This window comes from Micromonospora sp. CA-263727 (genome assembly GCF_050942455.1).
Taxonomy (GTDB): Bacteria; Actinomycetota; Actinomycetes; order Mycobacteriales; family Micromonosporaceae; genus Micromonospora.
Window position 1 is genome coordinate 5,663,709 of the sequence record NZ_CP192031.1, and the last position, 14,564, is coordinate 5,678,272.

14 protein-coding genes and 1 riboswitch are annotated in these 14,564 nt (G+C 73.4%); of the genes, 4 read left to right on the forward strand and 10 right to left on the reverse strand.

The window, feature by feature from the left end; genetic code table 11:
* Positions 1-47 precede the first annotated feature (47 nt).
* The 6 genes from ACQPYA_RS24665 to ACQPYA_RS24690 form a co-directional block, all read right to left on the reverse strand.
* Entirely contained in the window at positions 48-1,952 is a 1,905-nt protein-coding gene (locus ACQPYA_RS24665) for an acyl-CoA dehydrogenase family protein (RefSeq protein WP_433529465.1), read from the reverse strand.
* A 228-nt stretch (positions 1,953-2,180) separates the two neighbouring features.
* Complete coding sequence (locus ACQPYA_RS24670) at positions 2,181-2,681, reverse strand: DUF6328 family protein (RefSeq protein ID WP_433529466.1); 501 nt, start codon at positions 2,679-2,681, stop codon at positions 2,181-2,183.
* Between the two features lie 107 nt (positions 2,682-2,788).
* Positions 2,789-3,538, reverse strand: a complete 750-nt coding sequence (locus ACQPYA_RS24675) for a sugar isomerase domain-containing protein (RefSeq protein ID WP_433529467.1) — start codon at positions 3,536-3,538, stop codon at positions 2,789-2,791.
* A gap of 176 nt (positions 3,539-3,714) precedes the next feature.
* Complete coding sequence (locus tag ACQPYA_RS24680; RefSeq protein ID WP_433529468.1) at positions 3,715-4,545, reverse strand: alpha/beta fold hydrolase; 831 nt, start codon at positions 4,543-4,545, stop codon at positions 3,715-3,717.
* Positions 4,546-4,617: 72 nt separating this feature from the next.
* Positions 4,618-5,406: a TIGR03943 family putative permease subunit gene (locus tag ACQPYA_RS24685; RefSeq protein ID WP_433529469.1), complete on the reverse strand. Its 789-nt coding sequence runs from the start codon at positions 5,404-5,406 to the stop codon at positions 4,618-4,620.
* The gene (locus ACQPYA_RS24690; protein WP_433533601.1) at positions 5,403-6,344 is read right to left on the reverse strand and encodes a permease; all 942 of its coding nucleotides are present in this window, start codon (positions 6,342-6,344) and stop codon (positions 5,403-5,405) included. The genes ACQPYA_RS24685 and ACQPYA_RS24690 overlap by 4 nt, the downstream gene beginning before the upstream one ends.
* A gap of 334 nt (positions 6,345-6,678) precedes the next feature.
* A riboswitch (TPP riboswitch) is annotated at positions 6,679-6,783 on the forward strand.
* Positions 6,784-6,856: 73 nt separating this feature from the next.
* Between ACQPYA_RS24690 and ACQPYA_RS24695 the strand changes: the two genes are divergently transcribed.
* The 3 genes from ACQPYA_RS24695 (at position 6,857) to ACQPYA_RS24705 (ending at position 9,975) form a co-directional block, all read left to right on the forward strand.
* Entirely contained in the window at positions 6,857-7,447 is a 591-nt protein-coding gene (locus ACQPYA_RS24695) for an ECF transporter S component (RefSeq protein WP_433533602.1), read from the forward strand.
* A gap of 135 nt (positions 7,448-7,582) precedes the next feature.
* Entirely contained in the window at positions 7,583-9,178 is a 1,596-nt protein-coding gene (locus ACQPYA_RS24700; protein ID WP_433529470.1) for an ABC transporter ATP-binding protein, read from the forward strand.
* Entirely contained in the window at positions 9,175-9,975 is an 801-nt protein-coding gene (locus ACQPYA_RS24705) for an energy-coupling factor transporter transmembrane component T family protein (RefSeq protein ID WP_433529471.1), read from the forward strand. The genes ACQPYA_RS24700 and ACQPYA_RS24705 overlap by 4 nt, the downstream gene beginning before the upstream one ends.
* Positions 9,976-10,094: 119 nt before the next feature.
* On the opposite strand, the gene ACQPYA_RS24710 is transcribed toward ACQPYA_RS24705, so the two are convergent.
* Positions 10,095-10,502, reverse strand: coding sequence for a hypothetical protein (locus ACQPYA_RS24710; protein ID WP_433529472.1), 408 nt, complete (start codon positions 10,500-10,502; stop codon positions 10,095-10,097).
* A gap of 537 nt (positions 10,503-11,039) precedes the next feature.
* Between ACQPYA_RS24710 and gndA the strand changes: the two genes are divergently transcribed.
* Complete coding sequence (gene gndA / locus ACQPYA_RS24715; RefSeq protein ID WP_433529473.1) at positions 11,040-12,485, forward strand: NADP-dependent phosphogluconate dehydrogenase; 1,446 nt, start codon at positions 11,040-11,042, stop codon at positions 12,483-12,485.
* A 116-nt stretch (positions 12,486-12,601) separates the two neighbouring features.
* On the opposite strand, the gene ACQPYA_RS24720 is transcribed toward gndA, so the two are convergent.
* The 3 genes from ACQPYA_RS24720 to recO form a co-directional block, all read right to left on the reverse strand.
* A complete protein-coding gene (locus ACQPYA_RS24720) occupies positions 12,602-12,787 on the reverse strand; it encodes a hypothetical protein (RefSeq protein WP_433529474.1) in 186 nt (61 codons plus the stop codon).
* 115 nt (positions 12,788-12,902) lie between these two features.
* Positions 12,903-13,679 carry an isoprenyl transferase gene (locus ACQPYA_RS24725; RefSeq protein ID WP_433533603.1) on the reverse strand — a complete coding sequence of 259 codons (777 nt, stop codon included), beginning with the start codon at positions 13,677-13,679 and terminating at the stop codon, positions 12,903-12,905.
* A gap of 32 nt (positions 13,680-13,711) precedes the next feature.
* On the reverse strand, positions 13,712-14,518 hold the full coding sequence (gene recO / locus ACQPYA_RS24730; RefSeq protein ID WP_433529475.1) for a DNA repair protein RecO: 807 nt from the start codon (positions 14,516-14,518) through the stop codon (positions 13,712-13,714).
* Positions 14,519-14,564: the final 46 nt, after the last annotated feature.

Below are 14,564 nucleotides of genomic sequence, written 5' to 3' on the forward strand. Positions count from 1 at the left end.
CTGAGACAGCAACATCCCCGAAGTTGCTCGCCGTGGCCGGGTGGGGGTCAGGCGGGTGGGGGGATGCGGCGGCGGGCGTCGGTGGGGGCGGTGGAGGGGCCCGGGGTCCAGGGGGCGACCCAGGGCAGATCGTCAGATGGGGTGATCACGCCGTCCTCCAGGGCGGCGTAGCGGCCGGCGAGGATGCGCTTGGCCGCCGTCACGTCGAGCGAGTCGGTGTTCTCCCAGAGCGCGGTGAAGAGGGCGTCGACCCGGACCCGGGCCTGGCGGCAGAAGAGGTCGGCCAACTCGACGTGCTCCGGCCGCTCCGGCTGCTGCGCGGACGCCCGGACGCAGACCGCGCTCATCGCGAACAGTTCCGCCCCGATGTCCACCACCCGGCCCAGGAACGCCTGCTTGCGCTCCATCCTGCCCTGCCAGCGGGACATCGCGTAGAAGGTGGACCGGGCCAGCTTGCGGGAGGCGCGCTCGACGTGACGCAGGTGCCCGGCGAGCGCGCCGAACTCGGCGTACGCCATGGGTTGCTGCCCCTTGCCGACCGCGAGGGTCGGCAGCCATCGCGCGTAGAACGCGCCGGCCCGCGCCCCCGCCCTCGCCTTGCGGCCGAGCCCGGCATCGGGATCGATGATGTCCCCGGCGACGGAGAGGTGCGCGTCCACCGCCTCGCGGGCGATGAGCAGGTGCATGATCTCGGTGGAGCCCTCGAAGATCCGGTTGATCCGCAGGTCCCGCAGGAGCTGCTCGACGGCGGCCGGGCGTTCGCCCCGGGCGGCCAGCGAGTCGGCCGTCTCGTACCCACGGCCGCCGCGGATCTGGACCAGCTCGTCGGCGATCCGCCACGCCATCTCGCTGGCGTAGAGCTTCACCAGCGCCGCCTCGATCCGGATGTCGTTGCGGTCGTCGTCGGCGAGCAGGCAACAGAGATCCAGCATGGTCTCCATGCCGTACGTGGTGGCGGCGATGAAGGAGAGCTTCTGCGCGACCGCCTCGTGTTCGCCGACCGGCCGGCCCCACTGGACCCGCTCGACGGACCACTCCCGGGCCACGTTCAGCGCCCACTTGCCGGCGCCCACGCACATCGCCGGCAACGACAGCCGCCCGGTGGTCAGCGTGCTCAGCGCGATCCGGAGACCCCTGCCCTCGCCGCCGATGACGTTCTCCTTCGGCACGAAGACGTCGTGGAAGCGGGTGAGGCTGTTCTCCAGGCCCCGCAGGCCGACGAAGCCGTTCCGCCGCTCCACGGTGATGCCCTCGGCGTCCCCGTCGACCACGAACGCGGTGATGCCGCCCCGGCGACCCTCGGCGGCCGGCACCCGGGCCATCACCACGAGCAGGGTGGCCACCGTGCCGTTGGTGGCCCACAGTTTGACCCCGTTGAGCCGGTAGCCGGCGCCGTCGGGGGTCGGCTCCGCCGTGGTCGCCAGCCGGGCCGGGTCCGAGCCGACGTCCGGCTCGGTGAGCAGGAACGCGGAGACCTCGCCGGCCGCCAGCCGGGGCAGGAACCGCTGCTTCTGCTCGGCGCTGCCGAACATCTTCAACGGCTGCGGCACGCCGATCGACTGGTGCGCGGAGAGCAGCGCGCCGATCGCCGGACTGACCGAGCCGACCAGCATCAGCGCGCGGCAGTAGTGCAGGTTGCTCAGCCCGACGCCGCCGTACTCCTGGCCGATCTTCATGCCGAACGCGCCCAGCCGGGCCAGCCCCTGGAAGACCTCGTCGGGGATGCGCGCGTCCCGTTCGATCGCCGCGCCGTCCACCTCGGCGGCCACGTAGTCGCGGAGCCGGCCGAGGAACTCCCCCGCCCGCGCCTCCTCCGCCGGGTCGGGCCGGGGCCACGGGTCGATCAGGTCGAGCCGCAACCGGCCCAGGAAGAGTTCCTTGCCGAAACTCGGCCGGTCCCAGGTGCTCTGCCGGGCCGCCTCGGCGACCCGGCGGGCCTCCTGCTCGGACACCTGCGTCTCGGGCGACTGCGGTTCGGATGCCTGCGGTTCGGATGCCGGGCCTGCCGCGTTCGGCGGCGGGACGGCGCTATGGCTGTCGGTGGCTGACGGACGGTGATTCTCGGCGATGGCCACGGCAAACCCCCGGGCTGGATCCGGCACTCGGACTGTTCCGCCTGTTCAGCAGGCTACCCGCGTTTGTTACCCAAAGGTAGTCACAGACTATCCACAAAGGCCCGGTCAACCCTGGGCGAGCCCACTGGGATCCTCGTCGTCGTCGATGTCGTCGTCACCCCAGTTGCGTCGGGAGAACGGCAGGATCACCCAGAAGGTGAGGAACCACAGCCCGGTGACCACGCTGAGCAGGAAGGCGATCGGCCGGGCGAGCACGAAGTCGGTGATCAGCAGCACCGCGCTGACCATCGAGACCAGCATGAAGCCGAGCCCGCCGGTGGCCATCCGGTGCGCGAAACGCACCAACTCCGGCTTACGCCCCTGCCGAAACAGCGCCCGGTGGAACGCCACCGGCGAAATGATCATCGCGGTGGCGCCGGCCGCCGCGAGCAGCGCGACGATGTAGACGTCCCGCTGAAACGGCGTGGTACGCGTGAAGCCGTTGCTGAACGGCAGGGTGAGCAGGAAGGCGAAGAGGATCTGCACACCGGTCTGCGCGACCCGCAACTCCTGAAGCAGGTCGGCGAAGTTGCGCTGCCATCGCTGCCTCTCGGTTTCCTTCGACACCGCGTACCTCCGGGGAGAACGACCTCCGCCGGCCCGACTTCCGCGGCCCGGCGGCAAGGCTGATGCCCCGCGCGGGGTGACGCGAAACCGGCTCGCGGCCGTCCCGCTCAGGAGCCGCGGCGGATCCGTCCCGCGTAGCGGGCCTCCAAGGCGTCGTTGTGCGCGTCGCCGCCGGCGATGTTCGCCGACAGGTAGACCGGTGGGCGTTCGCCCGTGGCGAGCAGTCGGGCCACCACCTCGACCACGATCTGCTGGGCGAGCAGGGCCGCAGTGATCGAGGAGACCGCGCCGACCGCGCCGCCGTCCGGCAGCGGCAGGGTGGCGTCGCCGTACGGAGCGCCGTTGTCCAGCACCACGTCCGCGAAGTCGGCGAGCTTGCGGCCGGACGGGTGGCGCGACTCCATCCGCGCCGAGTGCTCCGCCGAGGTGATCGCCACCAGCCCGTGACCGCGCTGCCGGAGCAGCGAGGCGAACTCCACCATGGCGCCGTTCACGCCGGAGTTCGAGGCGAGCACGAAGACGTCCCGCGGGCCGATCGGGGCGAGGGCGTAGAGGCGGTGCGCGACCGCCGGATCGCGTTCCAGCTTCGGTCCGAGCACGTCGGCCGGATCGCCCCCATGCAGCACCAGGTCACGCAGGGCGATCCGGTTGGTCGGCACCAGCCCGCCGGCCCGCCCGGCGATCTCCATCGCCAACGCCTCGGAGTGTCCGGTGCCGAAGGCGTGCACCACACCGTCGGCCCGGATCGCCTCGGCGATCAGGTCGGCGGCCCGGCCCACCTGCTGCCGCTGGCTACGCGCCACCCGGTCCATCGTCGCGGTCACCATCGCCAGGTAGCCCTCGGCACTCAGCGTCATGCTCTCTCCGCTCCCTCGGATCCTTCTACCCACGCCACCCGCCGGCCCCACGCGCGCCACCCGGCCGGTCTTACCCGCGTCACCCCACGCGCGCCACCCCGCCGGCCGCCGGGCCGCTTCGCCGGCATTCAGCTTCGGCGCTGTGCCGCCGGGCGGCCCACCGGCTCGCCCGCCGCTCACCCGGCCGGGCGTACCCGGGCCAGGATCGCCTCGGCCAGCGACGCCGCCGCCTCGTCCGGGATCCAGTGACTGACCCCGGGCAGCTCCACGAACCGGTACTCCCCGACCACGTGCACGGCGCACGCCTCGGCTGCGGTCCGTCCGATCGCGACGTCCCGGTCGCTCCACACGTAGCTGGTCGGGACCGCCACCGGGCCGGTCGCCGCCAGGTCAGCCCGGGACATCGCCCGGTACCAGTTCAGCGCCGCGGTCAACGCGCCCGGCTCGCGCATCGGATCGGCGTACGAGGCCACCCGCGCGCCGTCGCCGACCCCGCTCAACAGCCGGCGCAGCCCGCTGGCGCCCAGGGCCAGCAGCGTCTTCTCGGCCACCCCCGGCTGCCGGAACAGCAGCATGTACGCCGAGCGCGCCTTCTGCTGCGGGTCCTGCGCCATCGCGTGTGCCATGGCAGCCGGGTGCGGCACGGAGACCGCGGTCAGCGTGCGTACCCGGTCGGGATGGCCGGCGGCCAGCGCCCAGCCGACGACGGCCCCCCAGTCGTGCCCCACCACGTGCGCGGCGGCGACGCCGAGGCCGTCCAGCACGGCCACCGCATCGGCGACCAACTCCGCCAGCCGGTACGCCTCGACCGCCTCCGGCCGGGCCCCGGGCGAGTAGCCCCGCTGGTCCAGCGCGTACGTGCGCAGCCCTGCGGTGTGCAGGGCCGGCGTCACCCCGTCCCACTCGCCGGAATGCTGCGGAAAGCCGTGCAGCAGCAGCACCGGTTCGCCCTGCTCGGGGCCACCGGCGGTGACGTCGAACCGCAGACCTCGGGCGTCGATGCGCATAGCCGGCACCCTACCCATCCCCGGCCCACCGGGCTCCACCCGCACCAGCTCCGCAACGGCGGGGGTGGGGGTTCACTCGTACTGGTTCTTCGGGGTGGGGATCTGACGCCAGGACTCGACGTCCAGGTAGGGGATCTCGGCGTCGTTGACCGGGTCGCGGCCGAGTCGGTCGGTGTAACGGCCGGTCACCTCGACCCAGCTGTCGTCCGGCAGCCCGGCCGGCACGTCCCCGGTCAGCCCGAGCTTGACCGGCCGGCCGTCGGCGGCGCAGCAGGAGAGCACCATCCGGGCCAGGATCGGCTGGCCGTCGGGCCCGGTGGCGACGAAGCCGGTGAGCTGCACGCGCCGATCACCGATCGAGGCACCCCGGTCGAACAGCGCCCGGGAGGCGTAGTCGAGCACGCTGACGGGCACCGGGTCACCGGCGGGCAGCGGCGGGTAGTCCGACTGTTGCTGGGTGCTCAGCGCGGTGCCGGCCTGACTCGCCGCGTACGACCCGAGGGCCGGCGGGGCGACCAGCAGCAGGCCGAGCACCGGCAGGATGAGCAGCCAGCCGACCCGCGGCTCGTGATGCCCGTGCCCGTCGTGGTCCGCCGGACCGGCCTGCCCCTCCGAGCCGTCAGCCGGCCCGCCGGCCGAGCCGTCGCCCGGGCCGCCGGCCGGGGCGAGCGGGCGGGGGGCGGTCGGGCGCAGCTCGTACCAGAGGGTCATGATCGCGGCGACCACCAGCAGCAGGCCGGCGCCGATCAGGAAGGGGCGCAGCCCCTCCTTGACGTAGCGCAGGTAGAGGTCGGTGACGCTGGCCCGGAGCACCGCGCCGCCGAGCAGCAGCAGGATCACCGCCTGCGCCTGCCGGTTCACAGCAGCACCGCCCCGACTCCGGCGGCGACCAGCAGGGCCACCGCGAAGGTGGTCGGCGCGAACCGGAGGGCGAAGCGGCGGCCGAAGACACCGGCCTGCATCGCGATCAGCTTGAGATCGACCATCGGCCCCACCACCAGGAAGACCAGTCGGGACGTGAGGGAGAACTGCGACAGCGAGGCCGCGACGAAGGCGTCCGCCTCCGAGCAGAGCGAGAGCAGCACGGCGAGCAGCGCGAGGGCCAGGATCGACAGCCAGGCGTTGTCGGCGAGGGTCTGCAACCACCGCTCCGGCACCAGCACGTTGATGCTGGCGGCGGCCATCGCGCCGAGCACCAGGAAGCCACCGGCGTGGGTCACGTCGTGCCGCACGGCGCCCCAGAAGGCCCGGCCCCGGGAGGCGTCGTCCAGCTCCGGCCGGTGCGGCATCCTGATCCACTCGGTCCGGCCGAGCCGCAGCCAGAGCCAGCCCATCACCATGGCGACGACCAGGCTGGCGAGGCCGCGGGCGAGGACCATCTCGGGGTTGTTGGGGAAGGCGACCGCGGTGGCGGTGAGCACGATCGGGTTGACCGCCGGGGCGGCGAGCAGGAAGGCCAGCGCCGCGGCGGGCGTGACGCCCCGGCGGATCAGCGAACCCGCGATCGGCACCGATCCGCACTCGCAGCCCGGCAGCACCACCCCGGCCGCGCTGGCCGCCGGCACCGCGAGGGCCGGGTGCCGGGGCAGCGCCTTCGCCCAGAACGACCGGGGTACGAAGACCGCGATCACGGCGGAGAGCAGCACCCCGAAGACCAGGAACGGCACCGCCTGCACCATGATCGAGACGAAGACGGTGGTCCAGGTCTGGAGGCGGGGGTCGTCGAGCGCGGCGGCCAGCGGATCCCGGAAGATGATCAGCAGGATCAGCAGCGCGGCAAGCACCTCCACCGAGCCGATCCGGTCACCGAGCCACCGCCGGGGCGGCTCGCCACCGGTCGGCGCCGGCTCGCGTACCTCCGTGGCTACGCCCACCGAGCCCGGTGGATGGTCCTCCGGTTCGCCGGCCGGTGCGGCCTGGCTCGTGTCTGCGGTCACCTGTCGCCCCTCGGCCCGTCCGGATCGCGGCCTGAGACTACCCGTCCGGGATCGGTGACGTCGATGGACGTCACGGAAGTGGGCGGGTCGCCCTATCCGTGGGCCGCTGCCGCGCCGGACGTGAGCACCCCGCATGACCTGGGAAGATCACGTTGCTCGTTGATCTTCCCAGGTGTTAGCGTCGGTGAGACAACTTCACCTCCGACAGGGGAGCGCACAGCGCTGAGAGTGCGGGTTCGCCCGCAGACCCTCGAACCTGATCTGGGTAATGCCAGCGCAGGGAGTTCGGTCCACCTCCAGCCCGCCATTGTCCGGCAACGCCGGACGGGGCGTGCGTCTTGCCTGGTTCGACACTGGACTGGGAGCAGACCATCATGGGAAACACCAACAGCGACCGCTGGCGCACGATCGACATCGTGGTGGCCTCGGTCATCGCCGTCACGTTCGGCGTCATCTTCTGGGCCTGGGGCTTCCTCTGGGCCGCCACCGAGGGAGTGTTCGCCTTCTTCCCGCCCGCACAGTCGGTCATCTACGGCGTCTGGCTGGTGCCGGGCGCACTGGGCGGGCTCGTCATCCGCAAGCCCGGCGCCGCCTTCTACTGCGAGTTCCTCGCCGCCTTCGTGTCGGTGCTGCTGGGCAGCCAGTGGGGCACCGTGGCGATCCTTCAGGGCGCCGTACAGGGTCTCGGTGCCGAGTTGGGCTTCGCCGCCTTCCGCTACCGCTCGTTCCGGCCGCCCGCGGCCCTGCTCTCCGGCCTGCTCGCCGGGCTGGCGGCGGCCATCTTCGACCAGGCCAGGTACTACGTGACGCTCGACCTGTGGAGCGCCCGGGTGCCGATCTTCGTACTCACCGTGCTCAGCGCCACGGTGATCGCCGGCGCCGGCGCGTACGCCCTCACCAACGCACTCGCCCGGACCGGCGTCCTGGACCGCTTCCCCGCCGGCCGCGACCGCGCCCTCATCTGACCACACCATCCCCACTCGTGTTGATCATGAGGTTGACGGGCAGTTCGATCTTCAAATCGCCGCCAATCCCATGATCGACCGAGGGTGGGAGCAGGGAGAAGTGGGGTGGGAGGGGGAGTTGGGCAGGGGATGGGTATGGGTGGGGTGAGGTTGCGGGGGTTCGGGTGGCGGCACGCCGGGCGGCGGGCCTGGGCCGTACGCGGGGTGGACCTGCGGGTGGCGCGCGGTGAGCGGGTGCTGCTGCTCGGGCCCTCCGGGGCGGGCAAGAGCACGCTGCTGGCCGCGCTGGCCGGGCTGCTGCCCGAGGACTCCGGCGAGCAGGAGGGCACCGTCGAGGTCGACGGCCGGCCGCCGGCCGAGGCCCGGGAGCGGGTCGGGATCGTCTTCCAGGATCCGCAGTCCCAACTCGTCATGGCCCGCAGCGGCGACGACGTGGCGTTCGGGCTGGAGAACCGGGGCGTGCCGGCCGGAGAGATCTGGCCGAGAGTGGACGAGGCGCTGCACCGGGTCGGCTTCCCGTACCACCGGGACCGGCCCACCGCGGCGCTCTCCGGCGGCGAGCAGCAGCGGCTCGCGCTGGCCGGCGTGCTCGCGCTCCGCCCCGGCCTGCTGCTGCTCGACGAGCCCACCGCCAACCTCGACCCGGCCGGGGCCGCCCTGGTCCGCGCGGCGGTCGCCCGGGCGGTCGACGCCGACACCACGCTGATCCTGGTCGAGCACCGGATCGCCGAGGCGCTGCCCCTGGTCGACCGGGTGGTGGTGCTCGAACCCGGTGGCGGCATCCGCGCCGACGGTCCACCGGAGAGCGTCTTCGCCACCCACGGCGACGCGCTCGTCGCCGAGGGGGTCTGGGTGCCCGGCCGCGAGGCGCCGCCACGCCGGGCCACCACGCCGGCCGGCGAGATACTGCTCACCGCCGACCGGCTCGGCCGGCCACCCCGGCTGGCCACCACCAACCTGGCCGTACGCGCCGGAGAGGCGCTCGCCGTGCTCGGCCCGAACGGCGTCGGCAAGTCCACCCTCGCGTTGCTGCTCGGCGGGCTCCTTCAGCCGGGCACCGGCCGGCTGGCAGCGAGCCCGGAGTTGGCCGCTGCCGACGCCCGCACTCCCCCGCACCGGTGGCGGGCGCCCGCGCTGGCCGGCCGGATCGGCTCGGTGTTCCAGGACCCCGAGCACCAGTTCGTGACCAGCACGGTCTTCGACGAGCTGGCCCTCGGCCTGCGCCGCGGCGGGGCCTCCGAGACGGCGGTACGCGAACGCGTCGACCCGCTGCTGCAACGGCTGCGGCTGACCAGGCTCGCCGCGGCCAACCCGTACACCCTCTCCGGTGGTGAGGCGCGGCGGCTGAGCGTGGCGACCGCCCTGGCCACCGCGCCCCGCCTGCTCATCTGCGACGAGCCCACCTTCGGCCAGGACCGGCGGACCTGGCGGGAGCTGGTGGACCTCTTCGCGGAACTACGCGACGCCGGCCACGGCCTGGTCATGGTGACCCACGACGCCGATTTCGTGGCCGCGCTGGCCGACCGCACCCTGACCCTGCACCACCCGCCGTCCCCGACCGCCCACGACGGCCCCCCGGCTGCCAGCACCACAAGCGCAGACGCCGCGAGCACAAGCACCGCAGGCGCGGACGCCGCAGGCACAGGCAGCGGGCCCGTCAGCGCTGGGCTGGGCGCACCCGCCGGCGCCGAGTCCGCTGACGCTACGGCCGCGCGGGTGGCGCAACGATGATCAGCCTGGAACCGGTCGCCCGCCCGGAGGCGCCGCTGGCCCGGCGCAATCCGGTGGCCAAGCTGGCGGCGGCGCTGCTGTTCGCCTTCCCGCTGATGGCGACGCTGGATCCGGTCGCGCCGGCCATCGCGATCGCCGTGGAGCTGGCGGTGCTGCCGCTGTTCGGCCTGCACCCCCGGGTGCTGGTACGCCGGGCCTGGCCCCTGCTGGCCGCTGGTGGCGGCGTGCTGGTCACTCTCGTGCTCTTTGCCGCCGATCGGTCGGGACGGGTGCTGCTCGACGCGGGCCCGGTCCTGGTGACCTCGGGAGTGCTCCTCACCGCACTGGGCATGGTGCTGCGGCTGTTCGCGGTGGCCCTGCCCGGGGTGATCGTCTTCGCCACCACCGACCCGACCGACCTGGCCGACGCGCTGGTGCAGAACGCCAAGGCACCGGCCCGGTTCGCGATCGGCGCGCTGGCGGCGTTCCGGCTGGTACCGCTGCTCGGGCAGGAGTGGGAAATGATCGTCATGGCCCGCCGGGCGCGCGGCGTGGAGGCCGGCCGTAACCCGGTGGCGAGGCTGCGACTCTTCGTCTCGACCGCCTTCACGCTGCTGGTCGGGGCGATCCGGCGGGGTACCCGGCTGGCGGTCGCGATGGACGCGCGCGGCTTCGACGCCGGTGTCCCCCGCACCTTCGCCCGCCGGCAGCGCTTCGGCGCCGCCGACTGGCTGCTCGTCGTCGGCGCAACGGCACTGGCCAGCGCCGCACTCGCGGCCAGCGTCGCACTCGGCACCTTCCGCCCGTTGATCAGCTGAGCGACCCGGCCGCCACGCGCGAATGCGCCCGCGCGTCAGGTCGGGCTGCCGGGTCGCGACGGGCCGCCGGGCTTGGGCACGACCTCAGCCGCCGTCAGGAGTCTTGGCGGGTCAGGTGCTCAGCTGCGCCGAAAGGCGTACTGACGGCCCTGCCCGGCCCGCTGTGGGCGGCCCGGGCTGAGCCCCTTGCCCCGGCCGGACGCCGGCGGGCCACCTTTCGGCTGGGCAGCACGATCGACCGGCGGCGCGCCGCCCACCGGCGACATGAACTCCACTGACGTGGCGAGCCCCGCCGACCCGGGCGGAGTGAGCGCCACGGTCGACCCGGGCGGGGTGAGCGCCACCGACTCGGGCGGGGTGAGCGCCTCAGCCGGCCCGGGCGGGGTGAGCGCCGCAGCGGTCCCGGGCGGGGTGAGCGCTACCGGCGTCCCGGGCGGGTCGGTCGCCGCGGCCTTGGCGAGATCGGCCGGCGTCAGAGCCGGAACGCGGGTGGTACGGGATTTCCTGGACTTTCGGCTGGCAGGCATCGGGGCCTCCTCGCTCGGCGGATGGCGGCGCTGGCCGCAGACCCGCCGCTTCTGGTGACCGCCGCGGCATCGGGCGGTCGAGCGGAATCGGGAACGGCTGCCCCGGAGCGACCACGGAGGACGCCGTCGACACGACGGCGGGTGGAACGCGGACGCCCGGAAGCAACGGGTCCGCGGCGGCAGTGGCGGCGGACCGGCTCGATGAAGCGGGCGTCAGTAGCGCATGCCCGCACGTTACCCCGGGACGAAGGCAGGCGCACCCGAATTTGCGCCGGACACCGGCGGACACGCAGAACCCGACACCGTCCCGCAGGCACGCCAGCCGCACCCGCGGGCACGCGAGCCGCACACCGCGCGGCAGGCACGCTGAGCCGGATGCGGGAAGGCAGGCGGAGGCGGGTGTGGCAGGGCGGAGGCGGCCCTGATTGTGCGGTGCGCGACGTGACGGTGACCAGCCGTGGGACGGACAGCGCGGTTCGGCGTCGCCCGCGATACCGTCGCAGCACTACAGGTCAACGGCGGAAGGTGGCGACGAGGATGGCGGATCGGGCTACGGCGCAGATCGGTGTGACCGGGCTGGCGGTGATGGGGCGGAACCTGGCCCGGAACCTGGCCCGCAACGGATTCACCGTGGCGGTGCACAACCGCTCGCCGGAGCGGACCCGGACGCTGGTGGCGGAGCACGGCGACGAGGGCACCTTCGTTCCGGCGGAGTCCCTTGCGGACTTCGTCGCCGCGCTGGAGCGGCCCCGCGCGGTGATCATCATGGTCAAGGCCGGGGCGCCCACCGACGCGGTGATCGACGAACTGGTGCCGCTGCTGGAGGCGGGCGACATCATCATCGACTGCGGCAACGCGCACTTCGCCGACACCCGGCGGCGGGAGGAGGCGTTGCGGGACAAGGGGCTGCACTTCGTCGGCACCGGCGTCTCCGGCGGTGAGGAGGGCGCGCTGCTCGGGCCGAGCATCATGCCGGGCGGGTCGGCGGAGTCGTACCGCAAGCTCGGGCCGATCTTCGAGAAGATCGCCGCGCAGATCGACGGCGTGCCCTGCTGCCAGCATGTCGGGCCGGACGGCGCCGGGCACTTCGTGAAGATGGTCCACAACGGCATCGAGTACGCCGACATGCAGCTCATCGCCGAGGCGTACGACCTGTTGCGGGCCGGGCTCGGCGCGGAGCCGGCGGAGATCGCGGAGATCTTCCGGGAGTGGAACTCCGGCGAGCTGGAGTCCTTCCTGATCGAGATCACCGCCGACGTGCTGGGGCACGCCGACGCCGCCACCGGGCGGGCGTTCGTGGACGTGGTGCAGGACCGGGCCGAGCAGAAGGGCACCGGCCGGTGGACCGTGCAGAGCGCGCTGGATCTCGGCGTGCCGATCACCGGAATCGCCGAGGCGACCTTCGCCCGGTCGCTGTCCGGGCACGTCGACCAGCGCGAGGCGGCGGCCCGGGCCTTCCCGGGCACCGGGGAGAAGTGGCAGGTCAGCGACCGCGAGGCGTTCATCGAGGACGTACGGCGGGCGCTGCTGGCCTCCAAGATCGTGGCGTACGCCCAGGGCTTCGACCAGATCCGCGCCGGCAGCTCCGAGTACGACTGGGACATCGACCTGGGCGGCACGGCGACCATCTGGCGGGGCGGCTGCATCATCCGGGCCCGCTTCCTGGACCGCATCCGGGAGGCGTACGACGACCAGCCGGAGCTGCCCACCCTGCTGGTGGCGTCGTGGTTCGCCGACACCGTGCGCGACGGCGTGCCGAGCTGGCGGCGGGTGGTGGCTGACGCGGCCCGGGCCGGCGTCCCCGCGCCCGCCTTCGCCTCGTCCCTGGCGTACTTCGACGCGCTCCGCGCCGAGCGCCTCCCCGCCGCCCTGATCCAGGGCCTGCGCGACAACTTCGGCGCGCACACCTACCGCCGCACCGACCGCGACGGCTCCTTCCACACCCTCTGGGCCACCCCCACCCGCCCCGAGATCACCGCCTGACCCCGCCCCGCCGATCTCCGCCGATCATGCAGTTGTGGTGGCCGTCTCAGCCCGCTACGACCCCTTTGTCAGGCACCACAACTGCATGATCGACAGGGTGGGGACGGGGTGGTCGGTCAGAGGAAGCGGCGGGGCTTGGGCTTTCGGGGGCGGATCAGGTCGGCTCCCTGGGTGAGCATGCGGCTGGCTCGGGACGGGCCACGCCGCGCCTCCAGCGACTGGCTGAGCCGGCGGGCACCGGCTGCCGCCAACGGAACCGCCACGGCCATCACCGCCCACTGGGCAACACGTTTGCGCATCATGTGGTTCACCTCCGTCAGTGGCTGCTGTGGAGGTGATACCCAACCCGCCCGGCGGCTAAGCGCGACCAGGACCCGCCTCGCCCCCGACCGCCCTACTGCCGGTCGCGCCAGGCGCTCAGGTGGTTGGCGCGACCGGATTGGGCAGCGCGCCACCGAAGCGGCGGTCCCGCTGGGCGTACAGCTCGCAGGCGTACCAGAGGTGGCGGCGGTCGAAGTCGGGCCAGAGCGTGTCCAGGAAGACCAGTTCGGCGTACGCGCTCTGCCAGAGCAGGAAGTTCGAGGTCCGCTGCTCGCCCGAGGGCCGCAGGAACAGGTCCACCTCGGGCACCTCGGGGTGGTAGAGGTAGCGCCCGATGGTCTTCTCGGTGACCTTCGCCGGGTCGAGCCGGCCGGCGGCCACGTCCCGGGCGATCGCGGCGGCGGCGTCGGCGATCTCGGCCTGGCCGCCGTAGTTGACGCAGAACTGGAGGGTCAGCGTCGAGTTGCCCCGGGACATCTCCTCGGCGGTCTGCAACTCGGAGATGACGCTCTTCCAGAGCCGCCCGGCCCGGCCCGACCACACCACCCGCACCCCGAGGTCGACGAGCTGGTCCCGGCGGCGGCGGATGACGTCCCGGTTGAAACCCATCAGGAACCGGACCTCGTCCGGCGAGCGCCGCCAGTTCTCGGTGGAGAAGGCGTACGCCGACAGGTAGGGGATGCCCAGCTCGATGGCGCCCTCGACGGTGTCGAAGAGGGAGAACTCCCCGGCCTCGTGCCCCTTGGTGCGGGGCAGCCCGCGCTCCTTGGCCCACCGGCCGTTGCCGTCCATCACCACGGCGACGTGCTGGGGCACCGCCGCCGCCGGCAGCGCCGGCGGACGGGCGCCCGACGGGTGTGGTGTCGGCGGCACCGGCTCGCGCCGGACGGCCCTGGTGGATCGGATCACTCGGTGCTCTCCCTGCTCACGTCGGGTGTCGCCGGTACGCCGCCCCGGTCGACCAGCGGCAGCGAGCGTAACGCGCGCTCCAGGTGCCACTGCAGGTGCGCCGCGACCAGGCCGCTGCACTCCCGGCGTACCCCGTTCTCGGCCGCGTCGGCGATCCGCCAGTCACCGGTGACCAGCGCCGACATCAGGTCGATGGTGGCCGGTGCGGGGTGGGCGGCACCGGGCGGCCGGCAGTCCGGGCAGACCGCGCCGCCAGCCGGTACGGAGAACGCCCGGTACTGCCCGGGGGTGCCGCAGACCGCGCAGGCGGTCAGCGCCGGCGCCCAGCCCGCCAGGGCCATGCCGCGCAGCAGGTACGCGTCGAGCACCAGGGTGGTGGCGTGGCTGCCCTCGGCGAGCGCGCGCAGCGCCCCCAGGGTGAGCTGGAACAGCCGCAGCGACGGCTCCCGCTCCACCGGGGTGAGCCGTTCGGCGGTCTCGGCGATCGCGCTGGCCGCGGTGTAGCGGGGATAGTCGCCGAGGAACCGCTTGCCGTACAGGTCGATCCCCTCGACCTGGCTGACGCTCTGAAGCGAACTGCCCAGCTCTCCCTTGGGGTCTCCGGCGAGTTGCAGGTCGACGTGGCCGAACGGCTCCAGCCGGGCACCGAACTTCGAGGTGGTCCGGCGTACCCCCCGGGCGACCGCGCGCAGCCGACCGTGCCGCCGGGTGAGCAGGGTGATGATCCGGTCCGACTCGCCGAGTTTCTGTACGCGCAGCACCACCGCGTCGTCGCGGTAGAGCTGTCGGCGGTACCCGGCCATCGCGTCATTCTCCCTCCCGGCCGGAAGTCAGGTCTCACCCCGGGTC

Excerpts from the sequence above, each read along its gene's own strand:
- ACQPYA_RS24675 (WP_433529467.1), bottom strand. The coding sequence starts at position 3,538 with ATGACGCTGAGTGCCGAGGGCTACCTGGCGATGGTGACCGCGACGATG.
- ACQPYA_RS24680 (WP_433529468.1), bottom strand. The coding sequence starts at position 4,545 with ATGCGCATCGACGCCCGAGGTCTGCGGTTCGACGTCACCGCCGGTGGC.
- ACQPYA_RS24695 (WP_433533602.1), top strand. The coding sequence starts at position 6,857 with ATGGGAAACACCAACAGCGACCGCTGGCGCACGATCGACATCGTGGTG.
- ACQPYA_RS24700 (WP_433529470.1), top strand. The coding sequence starts at position 7,583 with ATGGGTGGGGTGAGGTTGCGGGGGTTCGGGTGGCGGCACGCCGGGCGG.
- ACQPYA_RS24705 (WP_433529471.1), top strand. The coding sequence starts at position 9,175 with ATGATCAGCCTGGAACCGGTCGCCCGCCCGGAGGCGCCGCTGGCCCGG.
- ACQPYA_RS24710 (WP_433529472.1), bottom strand. The coding sequence starts at position 10,502 with ATGCCTGCCAGCCGAAAGTCCAGGAAATCCCGTACCACCCGCGTTCCG.
- gndA (WP_433529473.1), top strand. The coding sequence starts at position 11,040 with ATGGCGGATCGGGCTACGGCGCAGATCGGTGTGACCGGGCTGGCGGTG.
- ACQPYA_RS24720 (WP_433529474.1), bottom strand. The coding sequence starts at position 12,787 with ATGATGCGCAAACGTGTTGCCCAGTGGGCGGTGATGGCCGTGGCGGTT.
- recO (WP_433529475.1), bottom strand. The coding sequence starts at position 14,518 with ATGGCCGGGTACCGCCGACAGCTCTACCGCGACGACGCGGTGGTGCTG.